This is a genomic window from Jeotgalibaca ciconiae, assembly GCF_003955755.1.
GTDB classification, from domain to species: Bacteria; Bacillota; Bacilli; order Lactobacillales; family Aerococcaceae; genus Jeotgalibaca; species Jeotgalibaca ciconiae.
Map to the genome: position 1 here is coordinate 2,821,429 of NZ_CP034465.1, position 24,852 is coordinate 2,846,280.

Annotated in this window: 24 protein-coding genes; 6 read left to right on the forward strand and 18 right to left on the reverse strand. The window is 36.6% G+C overall.

Annotated elements, in window-relative coordinates:
- The first annotated feature begins 28 nt into the window (after window positions 1-28).
- A complete protein-coding gene (locus EJN90_RS13110) occupies window positions 29-2,758 on the forward strand; it encodes a transglycosylase domain-containing protein (protein WP_126111985.1) in 2,730 nt (909 codons plus the stop codon).
- A 62-nt stretch (window positions 2,759-2,820) separates the two neighbouring features.
- On the opposite strand, the gene ccpA is transcribed toward EJN90_RS13110, so the two are convergent.
- A complete protein-coding gene (gene ccpA, locus EJN90_RS13115; RefSeq protein ID WP_126111987.1) occupies window positions 2,821-3,831 on the reverse strand; it encodes a catabolite control protein A in 1,011 nt (336 codons plus the stop codon).
- Between the two features lie 191 nt (window positions 3,832-4,022).
- Between ccpA and EJN90_RS13120 the strand changes: the two genes are divergently transcribed.
- Both EJN90_RS13120 and EJN90_RS13125 read left to right on the forward strand, forming a co-directional pair.
- Complete coding sequence (locus tag EJN90_RS13120; protein ID WP_126111989.1) at window positions 4,023-5,141, forward strand: M24 family metallopeptidase; 1,119 nt, start codon at window positions 4,023-4,025, stop codon at window positions 5,139-5,141.
- 137 nt (window positions 5,142-5,278) lie between these two features.
- A complete protein-coding gene (locus EJN90_RS13125; RefSeq protein WP_126111991.1) occupies window positions 5,279-6,637 on the forward strand; it encodes an IS91 family transposase in 1,359 nt (452 codons plus the stop codon).
- Between the two features lie 198 nt (window positions 6,638-6,835).
- On the opposite strand, the gene EJN90_RS13130 is transcribed toward EJN90_RS13125, so the two are convergent.
- Together EJN90_RS13130 and EJN90_RS13135 are read right to left on the reverse strand one after the other, a co-directional pair.
- Window positions 6,836-7,267, reverse strand: a complete 432-nt coding sequence (locus EJN90_RS13130; RefSeq protein ID WP_126111993.1) for a YtxH domain-containing protein — start codon at window positions 7,265-7,267, stop codon at window positions 6,836-6,838.
- A gap of 54 nt (window positions 7,268-7,321) precedes the next feature.
- Entirely contained in the window at window positions 7,322-7,783 is a 462-nt protein-coding gene (locus tag EJN90_RS13135; protein ID WP_126111995.1) for a DUF948 domain-containing protein, read from the reverse strand.
- 222 nt (window positions 7,784-8,005) lie between these two features.
- Here EJN90_RS13135 and EJN90_RS13140 point away from each other — a divergent pair, with 222 nt between their 5' ends.
- Window positions 8,006-8,905, forward strand: coding sequence for a mechanosensitive ion channel family protein (locus tag EJN90_RS13140; protein ID WP_126111997.1), 900 nt, complete (start codon window positions 8,006-8,008; stop codon window positions 8,903-8,905).
- Window positions 8,906-8,948: 43 nt separating this feature from the next.
- Here EJN90_RS13140 and cbpB read toward each other — a convergent pair whose 3' ends face one another.
- The 4 genes from cbpB to racE all read right to left on the reverse strand — a co-directional run bounded on the left by cbpB (window position 8,949) and on the right by racE (window position 11,489).
- A complete protein-coding gene (gene cbpB / locus EJN90_RS13145) occupies window positions 8,949-9,434 on the reverse strand; it encodes a cyclic-di-AMP-binding protein CbpB (RefSeq protein ID WP_126111999.1) in 486 nt (161 codons plus the stop codon).
- Window positions 9,435-9,522: 88 nt separating this feature from the next.
- Entirely contained in the window at window positions 9,523-10,044 is a 522-nt protein-coding gene (locus EJN90_RS13150) for a YfcE family phosphodiesterase (protein WP_126112001.1), read from the reverse strand.
- Window positions 10,045-10,056: 12 nt separating this feature from the next.
- Window positions 10,057-10,659, reverse strand: a complete 603-nt coding sequence (locus EJN90_RS13155) for an XTP/dITP diphosphatase (protein ID WP_126112003.1) — start codon at window positions 10,657-10,659, stop codon at window positions 10,057-10,059.
- A 14-nt stretch (window positions 10,660-10,673) separates the two neighbouring features.
- Complete coding sequence (racE, locus tag EJN90_RS13160) at window positions 10,674-11,489, reverse strand: glutamate racemase (RefSeq protein ID WP_126112005.1); 816 nt, start codon at window positions 11,487-11,489, stop codon at window positions 10,674-10,676.
- A 140-nt stretch (window positions 11,490-11,629) separates the two neighbouring features.
- On the opposite strand from racE, the gene EJN90_RS13165 reads away from it, so the two are divergent.
- Window positions 11,630-11,929 carry a P-II family nitrogen regulator gene (locus EJN90_RS13165; RefSeq protein WP_126112007.1) on the forward strand — a complete coding sequence of 100 codons (300 nt, stop codon included), beginning with the start codon at window positions 11,630-11,632 and terminating at the stop codon, window positions 11,927-11,929.
- Between the two features lie 432 nt (window positions 11,930-12,361).
- Window positions 12,362-12,778: a DUF2507 domain-containing protein gene (locus EJN90_RS13170; RefSeq protein WP_164544096.1), complete on the forward strand. Its 417-nt coding sequence runs from the start codon at window positions 12,362-12,364 to the stop codon at window positions 12,776-12,778.
- 96 nt (window positions 12,779-12,874) lie between these two features.
- On the opposite strand, the gene trxA is transcribed toward EJN90_RS13170, so the two are convergent.
- From trxA to EJN90_RS13225, 11 genes are all read right to left on the reverse strand, one after another.
- Window positions 12,875-13,186 carry a thioredoxin gene (trxA, locus tag EJN90_RS13175; protein WP_126112011.1) on the reverse strand — a complete coding sequence of 104 codons (312 nt, stop codon included), beginning with the start codon at window positions 13,184-13,186 and terminating at the stop codon, window positions 12,875-12,877.
- A gap of 74 nt (window positions 13,187-13,260) precedes the next feature.
- Complete coding sequence (locus EJN90_RS13180) at window positions 13,261-15,645, reverse strand: endonuclease MutS2 (RefSeq protein ID WP_126112013.1); 2,385 nt, start codon at window positions 15,643-15,645, stop codon at window positions 13,261-13,263.
- A gap of 69 nt (window positions 15,646-15,714) precedes the next feature.
- Window positions 15,715-16,266, reverse strand: a complete 552-nt coding sequence (locus EJN90_RS13185) for a CvpA family protein (RefSeq protein ID WP_126112015.1) — start codon at window positions 16,264-16,266, stop codon at window positions 15,715-15,717.
- A gap of 4 nt (window positions 16,267-16,270) precedes the next feature.
- Complete coding sequence (gene zapA, locus EJN90_RS13190; RefSeq protein WP_126112017.1) at window positions 16,271-16,780, reverse strand: cell division protein ZapA; 510 nt, start codon at window positions 16,778-16,780, stop codon at window positions 16,271-16,273.
- A gap of 164 nt (window positions 16,781-16,944) precedes the next feature.
- The gene (locus EJN90_RS13195; protein ID WP_126112019.1) at window positions 16,945-17,694 is read right to left on the reverse strand and encodes an acyl-[acyl-carrier-protein] thioesterase; all 750 of its coding nucleotides are present in this window, start codon (window positions 17,692-17,694) and stop codon (window positions 16,945-16,947) included.
- Window positions 17,695-17,796: 102 nt separating this feature from the next.
- The gene (gene pheT, locus EJN90_RS13200) at window positions 17,797-20,211 is read right to left on the reverse strand and encodes a phenylalanine--tRNA ligase subunit beta (RefSeq protein ID WP_126112021.1); all 2,415 of its coding nucleotides are present in this window, start codon (window positions 20,209-20,211) and stop codon (window positions 17,797-17,799) included.
- 3 nt (window positions 20,212-20,214) lie between these two features.
- On the reverse strand, window positions 20,215-21,264 hold the full coding sequence (gene pheS, locus EJN90_RS13205) for a phenylalanine--tRNA ligase subunit alpha (RefSeq protein WP_126112023.1): 1,050 nt from the start codon (window positions 21,262-21,264) through the stop codon (window positions 20,215-20,217).
- A gap of 316 nt (window positions 21,265-21,580) precedes the next feature.
- Window positions 21,581-21,910 (reverse strand): winged helix-turn-helix transcriptional regulator, encoded by a 330-nt coding sequence (locus tag EJN90_RS13210; RefSeq protein WP_407657504.1) that lies wholly within the window; start codon window positions 21,908-21,910, stop codon window positions 21,581-21,583.
- Between the two features lie 76 nt (window positions 21,911-21,986).
- Entirely contained in the window at window positions 21,987-22,517 is a 531-nt protein-coding gene (locus tag EJN90_RS13215; RefSeq protein WP_126112025.1) for an HD domain-containing protein, read from the reverse strand.
- A 117-nt stretch (window positions 22,518-22,634) separates the two neighbouring features.
- Window positions 22,635-23,402 (reverse strand): TrmH family RNA methyltransferase, encoded by a 768-nt coding sequence (locus EJN90_RS13220; RefSeq protein WP_126112027.1) that lies wholly within the window; start codon window positions 23,400-23,402, stop codon window positions 22,635-22,637.
- Window positions 23,403-23,494: 92 nt separating this feature from the next.
- Window positions 23,495-24,814, reverse strand: coding sequence for a murein hydrolase activator EnvC family protein (locus EJN90_RS13225; protein ID WP_126112029.1), 1,320 nt, complete (start codon window positions 24,812-24,814; stop codon window positions 23,495-23,497).
- Window positions 24,815-24,852 lie beyond the last annotated feature (38 nt).

Consider the following 24,852-nt stretch of genomic DNA (forward strand, 5'->3'; position numbering starts at 1 on the left):
TATGGAAAGAATAAGAAAGAGGGATTAAATGAATCATTCAAATAGAAATCAATTTGAAGAAGTTTTAGATCATATAAAAACTTTCTTTAAAAAGTTCTATTCCAATAGTCTTCTTTTTATCAAGAAGCTAATTAACAAAGATTATGCCAGTCAATCGAAAGATATCTCTCAAGCTAAAGCTAAGCAAAGAAAAAGGAATAAAAAACAGGTTTTCTCCTTGAATCAGCTTTTTTCAAAAGGCTTATTTACTTTTAATGTAGCATATGGAGTCGTTAAGACTACTTTTGTTACAATTATTCTTTTTCTTTGTTTACTCGGATTTTTAGGATTGGGAACAGGAATGGGTTATTTTGCGGCTTTAGTTTCTGAAGAAGAACCCCCTTCTGAATCCGATATGTCTCAAGCAATCGGAAACGTTGAGTTGATTTCAAGTCTGCATTATAATGACGGACAAATGATTTCTGAAGTACGTACTGATTTATTGCGAACAATCGTTACAAAGGATGAAATTTCACCGTATGTAATTGACGGGCTTGTCTCTACGGAAGATGAATATTTTTATGAACACAATGGGGTTGTTCCGAAGGCAGTTCTTCGTGCTCTCCTTACTGAAGTTACTGGTTTGGGCTCTGCTACGGGTGGTTCCACCATCACGCAGCAATTAGTAAAACAACAAATTTTAACAAATGAAGTTACTTTTTCGCGAAAAGCAAATGAAATTCTTTTAGCGTTGAGACTAGAGAACTATTTTGATAAAGATGAAATCATCACTGCTTATCTAAATGTGTCTCCATTCGGGCGCAATAGCAATGGCGGAAATGTTGCTGGTATCGAAGAAGCTGCCACAGGAATTTTTGGTGTTCATGCAAACGAAGTTAACCTTCCTCAAGCTGCTTTTTTAGTGGGCTTACCGCAAAATCCTTATACCTATACCCCTTATACTGTATATGGTGAGAAGAAAGAGGATTTTTCAGATGGCGTAAACCGAATGAAGACTGTTCTTACCCGGATGTTTGAAGAACAAAAAATATCTGAACAAGAATATAATGAAGCGATGCAATATGATATTACACAAGATTTTATTCCTGCGCAGAACTCAGGTCAAAACAGTCACAATTACTTATACCAACAAGTTGAAAAACAAGCTATCGAAATATTAATGGCTCAGGAAGCAGAAAAGAACGGTCTCACTTTTGAAGAAGTAGATGCAGATGTTGAGTTATATAACGAGTATTATTTCCGTAATCAAAACGTTTTGAATACTTCTGGATATAAAGTGACTTCCACTATTAATAAAGACATCTACAACGCCATGCAAGAAGCTGTCAATGAATACGGCGAAAATATTGGTCCTACATTCGTAGATACTTATGTAAACGAAGAAACTGGTGAGACAGAAGAAGTTATCGAATTAGCACAATCAGGTAGTATTTTACTAGAAAATGAAACTGGGAAAATTCTTGGTTTTATCGGCGGTAGAGATTTCTCAATTGATCAAAATGACCATGCTTTTGATACTTACAGAGACCCGGGTTCAACGAATAAGCCGTTAGCTGTATATGCTCCTGCTATTGAAATGAATCTTATTACTCCAGCTTCCAGAGTTCCTGATTCACCTATTGGCGATCAAGCTACTGCTTATTCTGGCGCACCTTGGAATGTAACCAACATTGGAGAAGTTGTTTCGAACACTCTGGTTACTGCTCGAGAAGCCCTCTATCAGTCCATGAATAATCCAACAGGTAAACTGTATCTTGAGATGTTAGAAAGAGGTATGGAACCTTATAAATATATGGATATGATGAACTATACACAAATAGATGATGATAAAGCTAATGCTGCCTTTTCTTTAGGTGCCGGAAGAACATCTGTAGCCGAACAAACAACTGGATTCGCCACCTTTGCAAATCAAGGAGACTATGTTGATTATTATTTAATCGAGAAAATTGAAGACGCCGATGGAAATATTGTTTACCAACACGAAGCAGAACGACGGGATGTATTTTCACCTGAAACAGCTTATCTAACAGTAGATATTTTACGTGACGTAATCAATCTAGGTTTCTCAAGTCAAATTAAAAACTATATTAATTTCTCTGCAGACATCGCAATGAAAACTGGTACATCCGAAGATAATCGTGATTATTGGATTATCGCTAGTACCCCTACAGTTACTTTAAGCTCGTGGATTGGTTATAACAATGCGGTTGAAGATCATACATTCTATGATCCGTACTCTACTGGAGCTCCATCCGCAAATAATATGCGTTATTGGTCATTAATTGCCAACAAAATCCATGCTGCCAGCCCAGAAACTCTCGGTACCGATCAGACTTTTACAAGACCAGAAGGAATTGTTGAAAAAGAAGTTGTTGATGAGACAGGTACTCTTCCAGGTAAAGTTACAATTCCTGGAACCAATACTACCATTTCAGTTGATGGCAAAAAGAAAACAGAGTTATTTAAAGCTGATAATCTTCCTACAGCCATCACTTATGACTTCTCCCCTGGTGCTTCCGATAAGGATTTAAAGCAACTATACTGGGATAAACAAACTCAGAAAGTAAGAGAAGCTGAGGAGAAAAAGAAAAAAGAAGCGGAACAGAAGAAAAAACAAGAGGAAGAAAAGAAAAAGGCCGAAGAGAAGAAAAAAGAAGAAGAACAAAAGAAAAAAGAAGAAGAGCAAAAGAAAAAAGAGGAAGAAGAAAAGAGAAAGAAAGAAGAAGAGAAAAAGAAAGAGGAAGCAAACAATAATTAAATTTTCATCGTGTAATAAAAGAGCCAGCTTGGATTCCAAGTTGGCTCTTTTTATCAATCGTATTAGTCTTCTTTTGTAGTTGTGCCACGATAAGCAATTTTATAAGGTAATGTAATTGTTTTTTCGTCAATTTCTTCTTTATTCATGATTTTTGTTAATAGACGCATAGCTACCGCACCGATATCATATAAAGGAAGCATGATTGAGCTAAGTTGTGGACGTGCCATTTCAGTGATTTTTGAATTGTTACTTGTGAATATTTCAAAGTCTTCAGGAACGTTTACCCCAGCATTTATCATGCCATTTAATAAACCAATAGCCAATTCATCATCGCTGACATAAGCACCTTTAACGTCCTTCTCAATCATCTCTTGCGCTAACTCTTCACCTGCAGCAACAGTAGCTGCCGTTTCAAATACTAAGGACTCATCAAAAGGAATTCCTGCAGAAAGTAAAGCATTTTTATATCCCTTTAATCTGTATTGTCCGTTGATTGGATTTGCTAAAGCAGTTGAAATAAACGCAATTTTTTTATTATTATTCTCAATTAATTTAGAAATGATTGTTTCTGTAGCTGCGATATAGTCGATATTAACGCTACCCACTTGTTGATCGGGGTCTACTGTACCAGCAAGTACTACAGGAGTTTTAGAGCGTGAGAATTCTGCGCGCAACTCGTCTGTGATTTTATTCCCCATGTAAATAATTCCATCTACTTGTTTTGCAAGTAATGTATTTAATACCTGAATTTCTTTACTTTCATTTTGATCAGAATTTGCTAAGATAATATTATATTTATACATTGTCGCGATATCATCAATTCCTCGTGCTAACGAAGCAAAGAATAAATTTGTTACATCTGGAACGATTACGCCCACAGTGGTTGTCTTTTTACTTGCTAGCCCTCTTGCTACTGCATTTGGACGATAATCTAATCGATCGATTACCTCTAATACTTTTTTACGTGTGGTTGGTTTAACATTTGGATTACCATTCACTACACGAGAGACAGTTGCCATTGAAACATTTGCTTCACGAGCAACATCATAAATTGTGATTGTTTGCTTTTCCATATTTTTTCCCCTTTTCTTAACTTGTTATTTAGTTTAAAGATTGAAAATGTTTGAATTATATTCTCAAGAAGAATTTATCATTATTTTCATAAAATTGCAAGCGTTTCACAGATGTTTTCATGAAAATTTCACAACTTTTTTCAAACATGCTTTTTGATGCTATAATGAAATAAAACAAAGGAGGAACACTAATGAATGAAAGAATAAAGATTATTACTCAAAAAATGAAAGATGATAATATTGATATTGCTTTTTTCAATAATCCTATGGTTATCAATTTCTTAACCGGCTATAAAAGTGAACCACATGAACGAATTTTAGCTGTTCTATTATTTAAAAATCATGCTCCACTTCTTTTTACGCCTGCTTTAGAATATGAGGACGCAAAAAAAGTTACAAAGGAATTCGAAGTTTTTAGTTATCACGACACTGAGAACCCGTGGGATATAATAAAAAGGAAAATTCATGAGATCAATGTCCCTGAAAAAACATGGGCAGTTGAGAAAGATTTTCTAACGGTAAGTAGAAAGGAAGCTTTGGAAAATTCTTTTCCAGATAGTCACATTCAATACGATTTTTCACATTTCTTAGAAAAACTTCGTCTTCAAAAAACTTCAGATGAAATTGCTATTATGAAAGAAGCAGGTTTTTGGGCAGATGAAGCGATTAAAATTGGCGCCTCTATCTTGAAAACTGGAATCACAGAATTAGAAGTTGTAGCACAAATAGAATATGAATTAAAAAAACGTGGAATTAACGAGATGAGTTTTGATACTATGGTTTTATTTGGCTCAAATGCTGCAAGTCCGCATGGCACTCCTGGAACAACTCCTTTAAAAGAAAATCAATTTGTCCTCTTTGATTTAGGTGTTATGTATAAGGGATATGCCAGCGATATCACCAGAACTCTGTTTTTCGGATCAACGCCTACAGATAAACAAGAAAAAATTTACCATTTAGTATTACAAGCGCATAATGATGCAATGGAGAAAGCGACTTTGAATATGAGTGCTGAGACGCTGGATGGAATTGCAAGAGATATTATTTCCAGGGAAGGTTATGGTAAATACTTTAATCACCGTCTTGGACATGGACTAGGACAGAGCGTCCATGAGTTTCCTTCCATCATGCAAGGAAATACCATGCCTTTGCTAAAAAACATGTGTTTTTCGATTGAACCAGGTATATATATTCAAGATGATATAGGTGTTCGGATCGAAGATTGTGGGTTCCTTGATGAAAATGGTTTTCATTCCTTTACATCTTTCCCAACCAATATAAACGCTTATCGTGAGTTTATCTCTGAATAACTTAAAAAGGACTAGAAATTTCTCTAGTCCTTTTTGCTAATAGTATAGGGTTTTATAAAATTATTCTTGAAAAGAAGCTTATCTGGATGCATGTTCCACAAATTTGCTTTTTGTTCCACGGAGGGTAAAATAAAGGTATGAATAAGAATATTCTTCACGCCATCTTCTTTGATAAAGAACACCATTGGGACTCGCTTGTGAGAATACACAAGAAAAGAATTCGCTCTGTGGTGTTGTCGGAAGTAGATAAGTTCCGCTATTGCGGCGATGTGAGGAAAGGATTTCGATTGTTCGTTTGCGAAGGCTGTCATGATGTCAAGCATGTTCCGATTCGCTGCAAGGGAAAGTTTTGCCCAACCTGTGCGGTTGGGGAGAGTCAGCGCTGGAGCGACATGATTGCGGATGACATGTACCACACCATTCACCGGCATATCGTGTTCACGATTGATGAAGGATTGCGGGATTTGTTTCTCCTTCACCGGGAGGAACTGTTGAAGGGATTAATGGATGAGGCAGCAAACGTGGTGAAGGCGTATTTCCGCAAGAAACGCATCACCCCGGGCATCATCGCAGGCCTACATACCTTCGGCTCCCAGTTGGAGTTCAATCCCCATGTGCACATGATTGTGACCATGGGCGGGTTGACAGACAGCGGGAAATGGGTGGATTACGACTACATTCCCTATAAACTCTTGCGAATACATTGGCAGAACGCGGTTCTTAAGCTCCTGCGGCGTACCCTTACTCCGAAGGAGAAGAAGAAAGCCCAGCCCCTGCTGCAAAACGCGTATTCGAAGAATGCGGAAGGCTTTTACGTGAACGCCCCGAAACGGAGCAGGACCAATGTGAAGGCACTGCTGCAATATATCAGTCGATACATGAAACGAGGACCCATCGCGCTCGAACGGATCATCTATTACGATGGTGACACGGTCCTCTTCCGGTATCATGACAAACGCACAAACAAAGAAGCAATCAAGATAATGGGGGCCAAAGAGTTTATCCTTTCGCTGATCCGGCACATCCCGGACAAAGGCTTCAAAACAATCCGCCATTACGGGTTGTACAGCAGACGTATCAAGAAGACCGTCCAAAAGGTGGTCCGTCATCTACAGGAGAAGATGACGAAGTTGCTCATCCATGCGCGAAAGATGACCCAACCGAAAAAATGGCGCGAAAGGATAACCGAAACATTCGGAATCGATCCACTCAAATGTTCGAAATGCGGCAACTACTACGAGTTCAAGGGGATTGTTGTGTCCAAAAAAGGACAGCTTACCATCCAATATGCGAACGATTGGGATGCGAGAAGGTATTTACGGGAGGAGATTGAACGGATTGAGTCAGAAAAAGAAAAACACCAGCAGGGAAAAGCAGAAGCGCAAGCTCTTGAAAACCTTCGGTTCGACTGGGAAGGATTACGACAGAGAGCCCAAGGACAAGAGCGTGAGCTATATCTGTCGTCAATGCAGGGCAGTGGAAGAGATTCCACTTGAGGTCGTGGAGCAATTCGATTGGCTGGATGGGGGAGATCCTCATGACCCACCGCGGTTCAGCTGCCAAGTCTGCCAGGGAGAAATGATTCCAGAATATTTCCGAGGTGCCACCGGCGTCCTCTACGACAATCGATATCTCCGAGTTGAAAGTCTCCACTAAAATAAAAAGGCCTCGAGCGTTAGCTCGAGGTTTTCTTATTATTGTTTTTTCGCTGCTTCTTCAGCCTCTTTTTTGCCTTCATCAGCAATATCTTCAGCTTCTTTTTTCACGTCTTTTGATTTTTCTTTTACTTCAGCTACTGATTGAGATACATCTTCTTTAGCTTTTTTTAAATCATCTGAAACTTTTGATGAAGTTTCACTGAATTGTGATTTCAGATTTTCGCCAGTATCTTTCAAACTTACCTTGATGTCTTCACCAGTTTCTTTGGCTACTTCCACAAGCTCGCTGCCTTTTTCCACAGCGATATCAGTATAGTCATATACTGTATCCATAACGTCATTAAATTCATCTGTAATATCTTGTCTTAATTCTTTACCAGATTTTGGTGCAAACAGTAATGCTGTTATTGCTGCTGCTGCTCCACCAATAATTGCACCTAATACAAATCCGCCGTCTTTTTTACTCATGTTATTTCTCTCCTTCAATTGTTTAAATATATTTTTTAATAATAACTTATTGCCTTAATAAATTGTAATATCTGTATCTTTTGCTGCTTTTTGTTCTTTTCTGCGTCGATTCATAGATGCAGCAGTTCTACCTAAATTACTCATAGTAGAACTTTTTTTATTCTTTTTCGAAGTTTTTCCTCCTGCAATTGAACCCGCTAGATTTCGAGTAGATTGGTTTACATCAGAAACAGTAACTCCGATGTCTCCTATTGCAGTAAATAATGGATCTGTTTTACTTATCTTACCATTTAAATCATCCATCAAGGTATTTGTTTTGTTCAACAATCCTTCTACCTCAATTGCTAAATGGTCTACATCCTTCGTAATAACTGAAATGCTATTGTTTGCTTCTTCAGCTATTTTCGACACTTCATCTAAAATTTTGGTAGCTTTTCTAACTGCTAGTACTAAAAATACTGCTAGCACTGCAAAGGCTACGGCTGCGATTAAAGCAGCAATTTCTCCCCAACTCATAAGAACCACTCACTCCTTTTCATTTATTCGTAAGTCGTAGAATGCTTGAAAATAAATTCTAGTAGTTACGTAATCGTTAATAAAATAATACCATAAGGATTTTTATTATTCCATTGAAACCACTTTTATTGGTAGAGGTTTCATTGTTTTTTTCTTTGACCTGTATCTTGAAAAATGATAGTCTGAGCATAGTAAAAGTATATTTTAAAAGGATGAGGTTTGATGTTTTTTATTAACTCTGTAGCAAACAATGCTGTTGATGAAACAATAGAGAGTGTTGTGGAATCTTCCAATTTTATCATTACATGGTGGAACAGCATTAACTGGAGTGGGATTGTATCACAAGTGATAACGAAATCGATTTATATTTTCTTCGTGTTACTTGTCTTCACGGTCATCAATCGATTGGTAAAATATTTCTTAAAGAAGACCTTTACAACGCAAAGTAAAAAAGCACACGTTTCGATGAATCGACGAAATACAATTTATAAAATGGTTGATAACGCTGTTTCCTATACAATCGCTTTTTTCTTGATTTACAGTATTCTTTCTATCATTGGTATTCCTGTTTCAACATTATTGGCAGGAGCAGGGATTGCTGGTATCGCAATTGGTCTGGGTGCCCAATCTTTTATTAGTGACATCGTTAATGGTTTTTTTATTTTGTTAGAAAATCAATTTGATGTCGGTGATTCTGTCACTATTGGTGATTTTTCTGGTACAGTTGTTTCAATCGGACTTCGTTCGACACAATTAAAAGGATTCGATGGTACCCATCATTTTCTTCCAAATCATACAATTGACGTGATTAGTAATAATTCACGCAATGATATGCGTGCCATGATTGAATTAACTTTATATCCCGATACTGATTTTGAAATTGTTAAAGAGATTATTGAAGCGAAAAACAAGCAATTGGTTCCTGATTATCCTGAGATTGTCAGCGGACCTAATTTTGTCGGTCCCACAAATTTGGGGAACGGTCTTGTGAGTTATAGTATTGTTTTTTATACACTCAATGGGCAACAATTTAGAGTAAGGGATGTATTTTTAACAGAATACTTACAAGCATTGAAAGATGCAAATATAGATATACCAAAAAATACATTTTTGGGAAGATGATATAACAAAAGGGATAGGAGCGTTTGAGCCCCCATCCCTTTTGTTAATTTATTTTTGTTAAAGATTTATCATTCAAATCATATTGATTATGCATCTCATGCACTAAATGATTCACTCGACTTAACATTTCTTTACGTGTAATAATTCCGATAAAATACCCTTGTTCATCAATGACGCATAGAAAGTTGTGATCGATTAACTTGTTGAGAATTTCCTCTAGTTCACTTGAAGTATAAATTATTGGAACATTCTTATTCATTACTTCTTTTACAGTGATTTTTTCCATTTCTTCAAAATGAATGGAGTCAATACTCATGATAGCCTTAATAATCATAGGCATTGAAATTAAACCTCTGATACGAGATTCATTATCTAAAACAGGTATTGAACTGTATTTTACTTGAGAAAGAACTAGTAAAGCATGATATAAATTATTATTGCAATTCAAATTAGCTACATTTTCACTCGGAATAATCAGTTCTTTTCCTTTATCGTGAAGTAATATTGATTGGACTTCGTTACTAATCATTTAAAAATCCTCCTCGAATACTTTCTGACTTAAGTATACATGTTCATAGATGGAAGTTTACAAAAGTAATAAAATCTTTATCGAATTTTTAGACTTGTGTAAGTTCCCATTTTTGAAATAGCTCAGGAAGTTCTTCATGCTGATCATCAAAAACTCTGATTTTAACTGTCGTATCATTGGCTTCTAATAAGCAATATGTTTTTTCTCTTAATAATCCTCTAGGACTTTGGATACTGCCTGGATTAATAAAGAAAATACCATCCTCATAATCAAATTTGAGAATATGAGAATGTCCATAAAACATGAACGAAAGCTTATTTAACTTAGCAAATTCTTTTAAATCCTCCAAAGTCCACTTTACATTATGATGATGGCCATGGACAATCGCATAAGGAAATGCAGTCTCTCTTTCAATATGTATATCTTTAAAATCAGCATAGAAATCACAGTTCCCTGATACAGTATCCATAATATTCCAGACAAGGTGATTATCAGGCAATTCTGAATCGCCACAGTGCACAAATTTATCGACATGATCAATATATTTCTCGACCAGTTCATCTAAAATATGACTATTTCCATGACTATCACTGACGATAAGTAAACGCATAGGATCCCCTTTCTATTTAAACCATTCAGCAATTTGAGCATCTAATTTTTTTAATGCATTTGCTCGATGGCTAATTCGGTTTTTCGTATCTTCAGAAACTTCTCCTAATGTCTTTCCTAACTCAGGTACAAAGAAAATAGGGTCATAACCAAAACCATAGTCTCCTACTGGAAATTTTGCAATTTCTCCAGAAAGAGTTCCTTCTACTACAAGACTTTCTTTTTTAGGGCTGCTTAATACTAATGTGCAATGGAAATACGCACCACGACTCAGTTCATTCAATTCACCTAACATTGCTAATACTTTTGCGTTATTTCTTGCATCACTCTTCGGTTCTCCGGCAAAACGAGCAGAAAACACTCCCGGTGAGCCGTCTAAGGCATCAATACAAAGTCCAGAATCGTCTGCTAAAACGGGCACTTGTAATAAATTACTAATAGTCTCCGCTTTTAGACGTGCATTTTCTTCAAAAGTAAAACCAGTTTCCACTACATCTGGAATATCTGGATAATCAATTAGCGTTTCAATGATATATCCCTTTGGTTCGAGTATTTGCTTAAATTCGTTCGCTTTTCCTTGGTTTTTTGTTGCAATAATAATTTTCTTCTCACCCATTATTCCAGACTCCTTTAATGATTATTTTCTAATAAATTTACTTTTTCAACTAACATATGATTAGTTCCCAACCACTGTGTGGCAATTTCTGAAAATAACTTAGTAGAACCGGTAGTAAAAAATCGATTCGCTATTTTTTCCCCACTGCTGTCTGCAGCGATATTATGGTAATCAAGAATTGTGCTGACTTCCGAAACAGTTTCCGCTCCAGAGTCGACTAAATAAACGTCATCTCCCATTACATTCTGAATCAAAGGTTTCAGTAATGGATAATGCGTGCATCCTAAAATTAAAGTATCAATATTTAATTTTGTTAGCGGCTGTAAACTTTCAAATACTACTTTTTTTGCAATGGATGTATTGAACTGATTACTTTCAACTAGAGGAACAAATTTCGGACAACTAATACTATATGTCTTTAGAGATGCGTCTTTATCTCGTAATGTTTGTTCATAGACGCCACTTTCAATTGTCCCTTTTGTTCCGATAACTCCAATGCGATGATTTGAAGAATATTTGAGAGCGGCCCTGCTTCCAGGTAGAATAACGCCCACCACGGGTATATCTATTCTTTTTCTTATTTCATCTAGTGCAACAGCGGTAGCTGTATTGCAAGCAATTACCAGAAGCTTTATATCTTTTTTTAATAGGAATTGAGTAAGCTCCCACGTGAACTGAACGACTTCTTCAGCTGGCCTAGGACCATATGGGCAACGAGCGTTATCTCCTATATAATAGAAAGTTTCGTTCGGAAGCTGCTTCATTGCTTGCTTAACTACCGTTAGTCCACCTACACCAGAATCTAAAAATCCAATCGCTTTTTTATTCATGGTATCTTCCCTTATTTACATTTAATTACTAAACATATTATAACAAATATTCGGAAGTTTAGCTTGAATATGATACAATGACTTTAATAGTTTTATTAAGATTTTTTGAAAAAACATGCTTAATAAATGGAGGGGTTGCATTGAATTATCAATCATTGATTGCCATTATGGATCAGGGTGAAAGTAATAAAGCAATTGAAGCCGTTAATAAAAGCGGCCAACATTCTGGGACGCTTTTAAAAGGAAGAGGCTCAGGTCTTCACGAAAAACAAAAAATTCTATCTGTAGCATTAGAACCTGAAAAGGATATTTTACTTCTTGTAACACCAGAAGAAAAAGCAGAGGAAATCGTAGGTCATATTGATGATGCTATTAAGATTAGGGAACCGGGAAACGGTGTATTAGTTGGAATGCGCGTAAATCGTGTACATGGAATATAATATATTAGCAAGGGGGCTGGGAAAAAACTCCCAGCCTCTTTCCTATACCCGAATAATGTAGCGTAAATGTGCTCAAAAAGGCAGCCCCGACGTCCACTTCACGAATCATGCTCAAGATGGTCTGCAACCATCTTGCGCTTATTCGCTCCAGTGATTCGGGGCTGAACGCCTTTTTTCCCACTCTCTTGCTAAATGATTGTTTAATTCAATCTTTTTTTTAATTCACGTTCTCTTTCTTCTTCTCTCCAATTCTCAATGTATTTATACACTGGAATAATTAGAAAGATTAAACCAATCCATTTTCTTAAGCTCCTCATATGACTGACACCCTTCCTAAAAAAGTAATTTATCTTATATTTTCATTATGCATGATTTTTTTATAAAATGCTAATAAGACACATCCCACAAGTAATTAGTAAAGTGAGGTATTTTATGAGTAGTAACAAACGCGAAGAATTAATTAATAGTCAGCATTTCCCACTTATTTTAATGAGAGATTTTTTATTACCTACTATTCTCGGAAACGAAACGAGTGACGTATTGTATTGGAGCGGAAAACAACTTGCGCGACAATTTCCTCTCTTAGATGAAACAGATATCCAAGAATCATTCGAATACTGCGGTTTTGGTAATTTAGACTTGGTGAAAAAAGAGCGTAATAGGGATATTTATCATCTTCATGGTTCGATTATTGAAACACGCTTATTAAAACAAGATGTTTCTTTTCATCTAGAAGCAGGCTTTCTTTCTGAACAACTATTCCTCACTACAAAAATAAGTTGTGAGGTCCAGGTGAAAATTTTGAAAAATAAAACAAATACAATAGTCAACTTAATTGTTAATTACTGAAAAAAATGGACAAGCCCATCTTGTCCGATGAAAAAACAGGAAATAATATTCTGTTCTAAGAAAAAAGCAAGCTGATTTTATATCAGCCTGCTTTTTTTATACGTATTGTTCTAATACTTCTTCAAGACGCTCTTTTGGAGTGAAGCCCACTAGTTTTTCAACAACTTCTCCGTCTTTTTTAATAAGCAAAGTAGGAATACCCATAATACCAAATTCTTGTGGCGTTGATGGATTTGCATCTACATCCATTTTAGTAAAAGATACTTTATCTCCCATTTCTTCATCAAGTTCATCAATGATTGGTGATTGCATGCGGCATGGACCACACCAAGTTGCCCAAAAGTCTACAAGGACTACCCCTTCTTTTGTTTCTGTATCAAAATTTGAATCTGTTAATGCTTTAACCATGATTATACTTCCTCCCTTTTCCTAATCAATATTCACATTATAGCAAAGTTATTTTTTGTTAGCCATTTTTCTGCCTAACCTTTAAAAACTGCTACGGTTGCCCCATTTCCACCTGCATTTGCTGGAGCAAATGCAAATGATTTCACTTGAGGATGCTTCTTTAATGCTTCGACTACTCCTTGACGAATTGCGCCGGTTCCTTTTCCATGGACAATCGTCACCTGAGGATAACCAGCCAATAAAGCAGCATCCAAATAGCTGTCTAATTCCATAATCGCATCTTCATAACGAAAACCGCGTAAATCTAATTGGGTCGAGACATGGCTATCCGTCGAAGAACGAAGGTTAGCGATTTGCCTTTTTGCTCTGCGTACTTGTTTATCCGGCTCTTCTTCAATCTTTCTTAAATCCGATTCAGGCAGTTTTAACTTCATGATACCAATTTGTACAACCCATTCGCCTTTAGCTGTCTTCTCTAGCAAGGTACCTCTTTGTCCATAGGTTTCCGTTAGTACTTCATCGCCTACTTTTAATTGTTTCTTTTCTTTTTCTTTTCGTAAAACCTTATTTTTTGTTAAAAGTGATTCTTCTTGTCTTAATTCATCAAATTGTTTTCTCAAATCAATTAATTCATGTTCTTTTACACCAGCACTTTTACCTAAGTTCATCTGCATTTCACGTATTTCCTGCATAAGTAATTCCGCTTCTTCTCTTGATGTTTCAACAATTTTATTTGCTTCTTTTTTAGCGCGTTCCATTACAGTCGTCTGGTCTTCTTCTAATTGTTCCGAAGCCTTCCTTAAGTCTCGCAATAACGCTTCTGATTCAGCGATTTGTTGTTTTAATTGATGAGACTCTAATTCGGTTCTACGACGTTTTTGTTCTAGGTCTGCAATCATTTCATTAAGCTCTTGACTATCTTCTTTGATAAATCCTGCGGCTTGTTGGATGACTTGTTCCGGGAGGCCTAAACGACGAGAAATATCAAACGCATTACTTCGTCCAGGTATTCCAATCATCAGCCGGTATGTAGGGGCTAGTGTATGAGAGTCGAATTCCATACTCGCATTAATCGTTGCTGGCCTATTGTATGCATATACTTTTAATTCCGGATAATGAGTTGTCGCAACAACATAACTTCCTTTTGTACCAACGTAATCTAAAATGGAGACCGCAAGAGAAGCTCCCTCTTGCGGATCCGTTCCGGAACCAACCTCATCAAATAGAACTAAACTTTTATCATCGATTTGATCAAGTATCGAAACGATATTCGACATATGTGAAGAAAAGGTACTTAAATTTTGTTCAATGGATTGTTCATCCCCGATATCTGCAAATATTTCCGTAAAAATACCGATCTGGCTATTTTCTTTTGCAGGAATCTGCAAACCTGATTGTCCCATTAACTGAATCAATCCTAATGTTTTTAAAACAATCGTTTTTCCACCCGTGTTAGGACCTGTAATGATAATTGCTTGGTACTCTTCTCCAATAATTAAGTCATTTGAAACGACTTGTTCCCGATCAATTAATGGATGACGTGCACCCCATACCGCAATATGATTTCGTTCGTTTAAATGAGGACGAGTTGCATCAATGCTATTTCCATATGCTGCCTTTGCATTAATCACATCTAATTCAGTTAACAAATAGCTATTCTCAGTAATTTCATCCACATGAGGTGCTAACAGTGCGGACAACTCATATAAAATCCGTTCCTCTTCTCTTCTTTCCTGTGCTTTTAAAGAACGCAATTTATTATTTAGCTCCAGGACAGCTTGAGGCTCGATAAACAAAGTTTGTCCTGTTGAACTTTGATCATGAACAACGCCGCCGAATACATTTCGGTGTTCTTGCTTTACTGGAATCACAAAACGATCATTTCGAATCGTCACAATACTATCACTCAAATATTGCGATTTTTTCCCTCGTATGAAGCCATCTAATTTTTCACGAACATTGGTTTCAGTGGAGCGGATCGATTGACGGATTCGTTTTAATTCAGAACTTGCATCACTTAAAATATCACCATCATCTGCTATTGATAATGCAATGGTCTTTCTAATATCAGGTAAATCAATCAACTGATCGACAATGGCATATAAGCGGTAGAACTCGACCTCTTGTTCGTGAAGTGCTTCAAAAAATTGAATGACTTCTTTTGTAGTGCTTAACACTCTTCCAATTTGGGAAATTTCTTTTCCATTTAAAGAACCACCAATTTGCAGCCGTTTCAAGGACATACTAATATCTGTTAATTTTGGTATCGGAATGCCGCCTTTTAAACGATAGACTTTTCGGCCATCGTCCGTCTCATCTTGCAGATCCTGAACATCCTTTAGCGTTTTTTGGGGCTCTAATCGAAGCAGTCTCTGTTTGCCTAATTCAGAAGCCGCGAAGCTAGCTAGTTGGGTTCGTATTTTTTCAAATTCTAGTGTTTTTATTATTTTTGAATTCAACTGATTCACCTCTTTTGTAGTTGATTCAAAGCGATAGGATAGAGTTTTCTATCCTATCGCTCAATGTAATTATAATTGTGCTACAATCCCTACCCACCATTTATAAATATGCGATGATAGATAAGGTGTGTTTTTTATGATCCAATTTGCTAAATGACTTTCCTCTAATAGGGATTGAATCGCTTCAAAAGGAATCAATGTCAAAAAGTACAGCAATAAGAATACCCCTAGATATTGCATGAGAAAGCCTAAAATCCCTCCGCCAAGTGAGTTCACTTGACGAATAACTGGTAAATATGTGAGAGAATTTAACATGTATCCCACTACTCTAGTCACTAGCCATCCTATCAAAATGATAAGCAGGAAAGAAATTGCATTATAGAAAGCCATATCTAAGTTTAATATCTGAATGGCATCATAATAAACCATTTCATCTCCTACACCGGGTTGTGCATAGGGAATTAACATTTCTAAATAATCAGCAAAAACCAAATAATATTTTTGTGCGAAATAAAAAGAAACAATATATCCAGCTGTATGAATTAGTTGTAGAACTAACCCTCTTCGGACTCCTGCATAAACTCCGATAAATAATATAACAAGAATTATTATTGTCAACATCTAATCACCTGTTTCCTGAAGGACGCTGCCCTTGATTTTGTTTAGTCAATTTATTTTTTGTAGAAGTAGGCATATTTTGTTGCGTTTTTTCTTGTTGTTTTGCTTTTTGAAGCCTTGTTTCAGAAGCTGTTGTTGGTCGAACAAATCTGCTGCCTGCTTCTTTTGCTGTTTTTTTAACAGGCTTTTCTTCTTTTCGTATTTCTGCTTGATTTTCTATACTCGATTTTGCGGTAATCATCTTCAGTTGTTTTTCATGTTCTTTTTCTAAATGCGCTATTTTTCCTTTCAACTCATCCAATTCCGCTTGCTTACTTATTGTCTCCGATATGGCGTTCACTGCTACCAAAATGGAACGCTGTTCAACATCTAAATCCGGCATAGCGCTTTTTAATTGTGTTATTCTTCCATTCGCTAGTTCAGAAACAACTTTCAAATGTTCTTCTGATTTCTTTGCCACTATGGTATACGTTCTACCTGCGATGGTTGCTTTGTAGCGACGTTTATCTTCCGCCATTTTCCATCCTCCTTGCAATACTACATCTCGTATATTTTACCACGTTTTCACTTTCTTTACAGTAAAAATGTTATTCTTTTCTTTGGTCCTCATAGTATTCTCTCTAGAAGTATTAAAATAAAATAGAGAAGAACTTGGATTTCTCCATTCCTTCTCTATCCTGATTATCGTTTTTCCCAAATAATATTCGCTACACAAGCAATTGTTGTTCCATTGATAATTTGATGAGCAGTTAGGATTGTACCGTCCTCTTGTTCTTTTGTAGAGATTGAGCTTGAAATCATTGTTCCAAACTCAACTTCTTTTTCATACTTGATGTTAATGGACTTAATCTGATGAGCCAGCAGGAATTCCATTTCTACTGTATTAATAACCCAGTCAAAATACTTAGCATTATTCACATGTTTATTTGCATCGATATCTAAATAACGAACTCTGAAAGGTTTTTCGCTTTTTGTTTCTTCACAAACCGATACAATTTTTGGCTGGCGTATCAACGTCCGTATTTCATCAGCTTTATAGGGAGCAACAATCTCCTTGTCAATTCTTATCATTTTACGCGTTTCCAAGTCCATAATAGAAAAAGTCGTAAACACTTCTACTAACAGATTTTCTTCTAAATCGAGAGCACGAAAAATCCGATATGTAAAAAAGCGATTATAACTTACTGCCTCTGTTTCAAGGATAATTCGTTCGTCTCTTTCAGGTATACGACTAATATCGATATTATATTGAATGATAATCCAACTTAATCCTCTCATCATCATGCTTTCTTCTGTATTTCCTAATGCCTCGCTCTGCATACTCGATACATGAACCATTTCATTAATCAAAGAAGGTATCGTAATTTCTCCTTGAAAATCACACTCATAGCCTCTTACTTGATGTTCGGTTCTGAACTTTAATCCACTCATTGTGATTGATCCACTCCTGCTTTTAACAAATTTTCTCTACTTTATATTTTATCATTGATTGAAGATAAAGAAAGCTGTCTCTTAAAAAGAGACAGCTTTCTACTAACGAATGACAGCTTGTAATGTATCTACTAAAGCTTTTTCAACTTTTTCAACCGCATTTTGCACGTCTTCATCCACGAGTGTTCCAGCAGGATTTAAGAAGGCAAGTGAATATGCCATTGATTTTGATCCATCTTGAATTCCTTCACCTTGATAAATATCAAACAGATGTATATTTATCAGATTTTTCCCTGCATTCTGCTCGATTACTTGACGAATCTGCTCATGACTTACTTTTTCGTCAACTAAAATCGCGATATCTCTGCTTGTTCCAGGGTATTTAGGAATTGGTTTTTGTGTAATTTCTTCTTTTTCAGCATCCAATACTTTATCTAAGTTAAATTCAAAAACATACGTCTCTTTCAAATCATATTCTTTTGAAGTAGTTGGATGTACTTGTCCAATATAGCCAATCACTTCTTCACCCAATAAGATTTCCGCTGTTCTTCCAGGATGCATCCAGGCAATGTTTTCTACAGGGCGGTATTCAATTTGATCAGAAACTCCAATACGAGTAAAGAATTCTTCTAGAATACCTTTTGTATGATAGAAATCAACAGGGACATTTTTTGTTTGCCATCCTTGATGGACAATGTTTCCGGTCAGAACTCCAGCAACTTGTTCCAATTCGGTTGGCAATACTTCATTTTCATTCGGAATGAAAATTTTCCCAATTTCATAGAAACAAATATCCGAATTATTTCGAGCTACGTTATAAGATGCATTTCCTAATAAACTTGAAATAAGGTTCATTCTAAGTGTACTGTGATCTTCACTCATCGGCCATGCGAGACGAATTGGTTCAGCAGCGTGCTGTGAGTAAGCAGTAGATTTTTTTTCTGTCGTAAGAACATAGCTAATATTTTGAGTTAATCCAGCAGCTTCTAGATAGTTACGTGTCTGACGAACTAGTTTTTGTGCTGCTGTCAACTGACCTGGAACAGATGCCGTTACAGGAAGGGTAGCAGGCAAACGATCATACCCATAAATACGAGCCACCTCTTCTACTATATCTGCCTCAATTTCAATATCCCATCTTCTTGGCGGAATAGAAACGACCACTTTTTCCTCTGTATATTTATGTCCAAAACCAAGCTGATCTAATATCTTAATGACTTCATCCATCGTAATAGAAGTCCCAAGAGAACAGTTGATTTTTTCCAATGTAATCGAAACTTCTTTGTTTTCAGGAGTAAAGTTTACTTCTGAAGCAGTTCCTCTAACAATCGTTCCTCCAGCTAACTCATGAATCAAAGCTGCTGCATGATTTCCTGCTTCTTCAATTGTTGAAACATTAATTCCTTTTTCAAATCGAGCACTCGATTCACTGCGTAAGTTAAACTTAGTACCTGTTTTTCGGATTGATAACGGATCAAATAAAGCAAACTCCAAAGCAACATTCGTTGTTTTATCAGTTATTTCAGAGTTAAAACCGCCCATTACTCCGGCAAGACCAATTGGCTCGATACCATTTGTTATCACAATATCTGTATTACTTAGTTCCCGGTCGGTTCCATCTAGAGTTTTTAAAGCTTCTTTTTCATGGGCACGACGAACAATAATTTTTTTTGAGCCAATAGCATCGTAGTCAAACGCGTGTAATGGCTGTCCATATTCTAAAAGAATGTAATTGGTGATGTCGACAACATTATTAACTGGACGCATTCCAGCATTCATTAATTTGATTTGTAGCCATAATGGACTTTCTTGGATAGTAACATCTTTAATAACTTGAATATTATATGCTGGGACATCATTTGGATCCTCTACAGAAACTTGGATATAATCCTTGATATCATCTACTGTTTCGGAAGTTGGATAAGATTTAAATTCAGCCTTTTTATTGTAAATAGCCGACACTTCATGAGCAACACCTCGCATGCTTAATGCATCTGCCCGGTTAGGCGTAATATCAATGTCTAGAATGGAATCATCTAAAGCTAAAGTCGTTATAATGTCTTCTCCCACTACTGCATCTTCTGGCAAGACAAAGATTCCATCGGCATATTTTTTTGGAATCACACTATCGGTATAGCCTAGTTCTTCAAGCGAACAAATCATGCCATTCGATACTTGACCACGAATTTTTCCCTTTTTAATTTTTGCGTTCCCACTAATTCTAGCTCCGTGCAAAGCAACAATAACTTTTTGATCGGCTGCTATATTAGGAGCTCCACATACAATTTGAATCGGCTCGTTCTCGCCCACGTCCACTTGACAAACGTGGAGGTGGTCTGAATCAGGATGGTCAACAACCGCCAGCGTTTTTCCAACCACAATTTTTTTAAGACCATTGCCTGGTAAAAGGACATCATCTACTTCAATTCCTGTACGTGACATTTTTTCTGCTAATGTATTTGGTGCAATGTCTGTCAAATCCAAATACTCTTGTAACCATTTATATGAAACTTTCATTGTTTACTGCTCCTTCACTTTAAACTGGTCTAAGAACCGCTTGTCATTTTGGTAGAAGTGACGGATATCGTCAATTCCATATTTCAACATCGCTACACGTTCCGGCCCCATACCGAAAGCAAAACCAGAGTATTTTGTCGAATCGACTCCCGACATTTCTAGAACGTTTGGATGAACGAGACCTGATCCTAAAATTTCGATCCAACCGCTTCCCTTACAAACGTTACATCCTTCCCCTCCACATTTGAAGCAACTAACATCTACCTCAACAGAAGGTTCAGTAAATGGGAAATAACTAGGACGGAGTCGTATCTCGCGATCTTCCCCAAACAATTTCTTAGCGAACAAATCCAATGTTCCCTTTAAGTCAGCTAAAGTAATGTTTTCTGCTACTACAAGCCCTTCAATCTGAGTAAATTGATGAGAATGCGTTGCATCATCGTTGTCTCTTCGGTAAACTTTTCCGGGACTAATCATCTTAAGCGGCCCTTTCGAAAAATCGTGCTTCTCCATTGTACGAGCTTGCACCGGTGAAGTGTGGGTACGCAAAAGAACTTCTTCTGTAATATAAAAAGTATCTTGCATATCACGAGCAGGATGATCCTTAGGAAGATTCATTTTTTCAAAGTTATAGCGATCCAATTCTACTTCTGGTCCATCAACAATTTGATAACCCATCCCTAAAAAAAGGTCTTCAATCTCTTCCATAATTTGTGTTAGTACATGTTTTGTACCTACAGAAACAGTTTTCCCAGGCAGGGTCACATCAATTTTTTCAGCTTCCAGTGCAACTGTCAATGCTTTTTGTTCTAGTTCTTCACGAACCGTCTGGATAGCTCCGCTTAATTGATCGCGGACTTCATTCGCCAAACTACCGATTACGGGACGCTCTTCCGGTGAAACATCTTTCATCCCGCGCAGCGCCTCCGTAATCGGACCTTTTTTACCTAAATAAGCTACCCGGTATTCATTTAATTCTTTTAAATCATTTGATGATTGAATTTTTTCTAGTGCTTCCATTTGAAGCAACTCTAATTTTTCTTTTATATCCATTATTCTCCCTCACAATCTAAAAAAATGCATAAAAAAAACCCCTCCCCAGAAAGGGACGAGAGATCGCGGTACCACCCTTGTTTTGTTCATGATGAACAACACTTCATTCAATAACGACAATTTTGCCGGAACTTTATTCATTGCGTATGCAAATCCCAAAGTCTGCTCAAGGAATGAAAACATACCGATTCTTTTTGATTTGCTCTCAGTCAACGACAAATCTCCCTGTAACCAGCTTTATTCGGCAAGTGGTTCCTATCAATGCATTTCTTTTATTCTTTAACTAATTTAACAATAAATAGGGCAATCGTCAAGCCTATGCGTGAATCCACCTATCAGACCAACTTTGTATTTCAAGCATTACTTTTTCAAGATCTCTGCCCTTTTCAGTTAAGCTATATATTACTTTTACGGGTCCGTCTGTATGTTCCGTACGAAGCACGATTCCTTCTTCTTCTAATTCTTTTAAGCGCTCTACCAATACTCGATCGCTAACTCCAGGTATTTGTTCAGAGATATCTTTAAAACGACGATCTTCGAGCAACAATACTTCGATAATTAAGCCTGACCATTTTTTCCCTAGTATCATAAAAGATTTCTCAAAGCGCGGGCATATACATTCCTTATTAAGCAGTAAATTTTCCATTCTTTCCACCTCATTAATCGGATCAATCATTCAGTAAAAAAGCGGACGTTTCATCGTCCACTTTTATCATTTTCTATTAAAAAGTAATTGTATTTGTTAAAATGCTTCGTTTAATCAAAGCCCACTTACCACGGAAATTCTCTTTTGTTTTTACAAAGAAAGGTGACAAAGCTTCATCGCAAGCACAATATTTGTCTACCAAAGTAACAATATAACTTTCTTTATATTTTGGAAGAGCAATCGTTGCTCCCCACATATGTTTTAAAATAATATCTTTTTCTAAGTCAGACAGCTCTGTTAATTTCCCAGCGTTTTCACAAGCGATGCGCGGGTGAACATATGCATGAGAACCTTCATCAAACTTCGTTGTTCTCCAGTCATAATAAAATAAGTCATGTAGTAGCCCAGCTCTTGCAATAGCTCGTACATCACATTTAAATCTTTTTGCAATACAATAGCTGCGATAAGCTACAGAAATCGAATGATCTAAACGAGTGCTATAATAGTGCTGAGTAATATCTTTTAACTTTTGGACTTCTTCAGTTTCCAGTAAATCGGTTATATAAGAAAGGAATTCCTCATCTTTTTCCCACTTCATGTATGTCATTCATCATTCTCCTTATTAAAAGTTCGTCTCCTATTATACATGAAATTAGTAGCTTGGCTAGTATTATTACTTACTTTTTACCCAATTTGATAAAAATGTCACATATCAGTAACACTTTTAAGGGACAAAATGATACATCAAAATACTTGCTGCAACTGCTACATTTAGCGATTCTGCTTTTCCTATAATAGGAATATAGATGTTCCCATCTGTTTTCGCGAGTAATTGATTTGAGACCCCATTTCCTTCATTCCCTAGAATGATAGCTGCGGAATCAGTTATCGGTACATCTCGATACCGCTGTGCCTTTTCGTCAAGAGCAGTTCCAAACACAGGAATAGCGGACTCTTGAAGCCTGTCTATTAGTTCTGGCAAGCTCATACGATAAATCGGTATATGGAAATGACTTCCTTGCATAGAACGAATCACTTTGTCGTTAAATGGATCCACACTTCCCGTTCCGAAAACTACTCCATTAAATCCAGCTGCATCAGCTGTACGAACAATTGTCCCTGCATTTCCAGGGTCTTGAACCGCATCAAGCAAAATATATTTGCCTGTTATTTCTTTTGGCAGCTTTTGCTCGATTATTGATAGTATACAAATAACTCCTGGTGCTGTTTCTGTTTGCGAAAGTGACCGCATAACCGAATCACTGACAAGAATTGCTTTGGTAAACAATTCTTCTTGCTCTGCTTCAGAATATTTTCTTAAATAGTTTTCAGTAATAATGATTGTTTCTATTGTAATATCATTTTTTATAGCCTCTATGAAAAGATGCTCCCCTTCAATCATGTACATAGCTGACTGTTTTCTTCCTTTTAAGGTATGCAGTTTGCGCCATTCTTTAACTTTTTGGTTACTAGTAGATATTATTTTTTCCATGTATGAGCCTCCTATCGACGATTATTATTATAACAAGGAATGATCAAGTATAAAATAAGAAAGTCGTTGCATCACACAACGACTTTCTTATTTTATAATGAAATGTAATTTAATGGATTGACTTGTGAACCATTCTCAAATACTTCAAAGTGTAAATGCACTCCAGTTGATTGACCAGTGGTTCCCATCGTTCCAATTTGTTGACCTTGTTGGACTTGTTGTCCGGGAGCAACTTGCAATCCAGCAGTCATATGCGCATATTTCGTTTTTACTTGTTTGCCATTAATTGTTCCATGATTTATAACTACATGATAACCATATGTCGCATCAAATCCAGCAGTTTCTACCGTACCGCTCTGTGCAGCAATAATCGGACCGCTGCCAGCGATGTCAGTACCATTATGCATACGGTAGCCTCCATCAACTGGATTAATACGGTAACCGTATGGCGATGAATTGTATCCAGAAGCTGGACGAATAAAGCCGGAAGAATTATTCCCCGTGATATTCACTGGTGTATTCGTAACGGATGCAACTAAGCTTTCTTCTGCACTTTCTTGTGCAAGCTTTTCAGCTTCCGCCTTCTCACGGGCAACACGTTCTGCCTCAGCTTTTTCACGAGCAATCCGTTCTTCTTCAATACGTTTTTCTTCTGCAGCAATATCAGTGCTGATTTGTTTTGTTTGCTCCGTTAATTTTGCTTTAGTAGATTCTAAACCACTTTTTTCTTGTTCAGTTAATGCAACATTTTCTAATACAAGTCCGATTTGTACATTCAATTCATCTTGTTGAGCAACTACGTTATTTTTAGAAATAATAATCTCTTGTTTTAATTGTTCTGCTGCAACTTTCTCTTCTTCTACTTGAGCTTTCGTTTCTTCGACTTCTCTTTTATCGTCTTCTTGCTGAACAACAATCTCTTTATTAGCAGTAATGAGTTTATTGACAGTACCTACCTTACCAATTAAATCAGTGAAAGATTCCGAATTCGCTACAATTGTAACAAAGTCCGTCATACTTGCTTCTGTTTGAATTACGCGAGCTTGATTATTTAATTTTTCTGTACGTTGCTCTATGATAATTCTTAATTCTTCAATACGCTCAATAAGGGCAGTAATTTTATTTTCAATTTCAGTCAATTTTTGTTCTTGCTCTTCCAACTGACTTAGTAAAAGATTTATGCTTTCTTGCAATTTTTCTACATTAGCTTGCAGTTCGTTTTTTTCATCTTCTAATTTTTTCAGAGAAGATTCTTTTTCACTGATTTTATTTTGTACATCTTCTGTTTCTTGTTCCAATTGTTGTTTCTCTCGATTCAATTCATCCAATGTATGTGCTTGAACGTTTGTCTGAGCTACAAATGGAGATAACAGCAAGATGGAAGATGCTAGTGCTAAATATTTTTTCTTCAATTATGACTCTCCTTTGTGTTTAATCACCTTACAGAGTA

What these genes read in the sequence shown, in the direction of transcription:
- pheS (WP_126112023.1), bottom strand. Translation starts at nt 21,264, where the DNA reads ATGGATATAAAAGAAAAATTAGAGTTGCTTCAAATGGAAGCACTAGAA.
- ccpA (WP_126111987.1), bottom strand. Translation starts at nt 3,831, where the DNA reads ATGGAAAAGCAAACAATCACAATTTATGATGTTGCTCGTGAAGCAAAT.
- pheT (WP_126112021.1), bottom strand. Translation starts at nt 20,211, where the DNA reads ATGAAAGTTTCATATAAATGGTTACAAGAGTATTTGGATTTGACAGAC.
- EJN90_RS13185 (WP_126112015.1), bottom strand. Translation starts at nt 16,266, where the DNA reads ATGTTGACAATAATAATTCTTGTTATATTATTTATCGGAGTTTATGCA.
- trxA (WP_126112011.1), bottom strand. Translation starts at nt 13,186, where the DNA reads ATGGTTAAAGCATTAACAGATTCAAATTTTGATACAGAAACAAAAGAA.
- EJN90_RS13195 (WP_126112019.1), bottom strand. Translation starts at nt 17,694, where the DNA reads ATGAGTGGATTAAAGTTCAGAACCGAACATCAAGTAAGAGGCTATGAG.
- EJN90_RS13220 (WP_126112027.1), bottom strand. Translation starts at nt 23,402, where the DNA reads ATGGAAAAAATAATATCTACTAGTAACCAAAAAGTTAAAGAATGGCGC.
- EJN90_RS13120 (WP_126111989.1), top strand. Translation starts at nt 4,023, where the DNA reads ATGAATGAAAGAATAAAGATTATTACTCAAAAAATGAAAGATGATAAT.
- EJN90_RS13170 (WP_164544096.1), top strand. Translation starts at nt 12,362, where the DNA reads ATGAGTAGTAACAAACGCGAAGAATTAATTAATAGTCAGCATTTCCCA.
- EJN90_RS13210 (WP_407657504.1), bottom strand. Translation starts at nt 21,910, where the DNA reads ATGGAAAATTTACTGCTTAATAAGGAATGTATATGCCCGCGCTTTGAG.
- EJN90_RS13155 (WP_126112003.1), bottom strand. Translation starts at nt 10,659, where the DNA reads ATGGGTGAGAAGAAAATTATTATTGCAACAAAAAACCAAGGAAAAGCG.
- EJN90_RS13135 (WP_126111995.1), bottom strand. Translation starts at nt 7,783, where the DNA reads ATGAGTTGGGGAGAAATTGCTGCTTTAATCGCAGCCGTAGCCTTTGCA.
- EJN90_RS13150 (WP_126112001.1), bottom strand. Translation starts at nt 10,044, where the DNA reads ATGCGTTTACTTATCGTCAGTGATAGTCATGGAAATAGTCATATTTTA.
- EJN90_RS13140 (WP_126111997.1), top strand. Translation starts at nt 8,006, where the DNA reads ATGTTTTTTATTAACTCTGTAGCAAACAATGCTGTTGATGAAACAATA.
- cbpB (WP_126111999.1), bottom strand. Translation starts at nt 9,434, where the DNA reads ATGATTAGTAACGAAGTCCAATCAATATTACTTCACGATAAAGGAAAA.
- zapA (WP_126112017.1), bottom strand. Translation starts at nt 16,780, where the DNA reads ATGGCGGAAGATAAACGTCGCTACAAAGCAACCATCGCAGGTAGAACG.
- EJN90_RS13215 (WP_126112025.1), bottom strand. Translation starts at nt 22,517, where the DNA reads ATGACATACATGAAGTGGGAAAAAGATGAGGAATTCCTTTCTTATATA.
- racE (WP_126112005.1), bottom strand. Translation starts at nt 11,489, where the DNA reads ATGAATAAAAAAGCGATTGGATTTTTAGATTCTGGTGTAGGTGGACTA.
- EJN90_RS13125 (WP_126111991.1), top strand. Translation starts at nt 5,279, where the DNA reads ATGAATAAGAATATTCTTCACGCCATCTTCTTTGATAAAGAACACCAT.
- EJN90_RS13110 (WP_126111985.1), top strand. Translation starts at nt 29, where the DNA reads ATGAATCATTCAAATAGAAATCAATTTGAAGAAGTTTTAGATCATATA.
- EJN90_RS13130 (WP_126111993.1), bottom strand. Translation starts at nt 7,267, where the DNA reads ATGAGTAAAAAAGACGGCGGATTTGTATTAGGTGCAATTATTGGTGGA.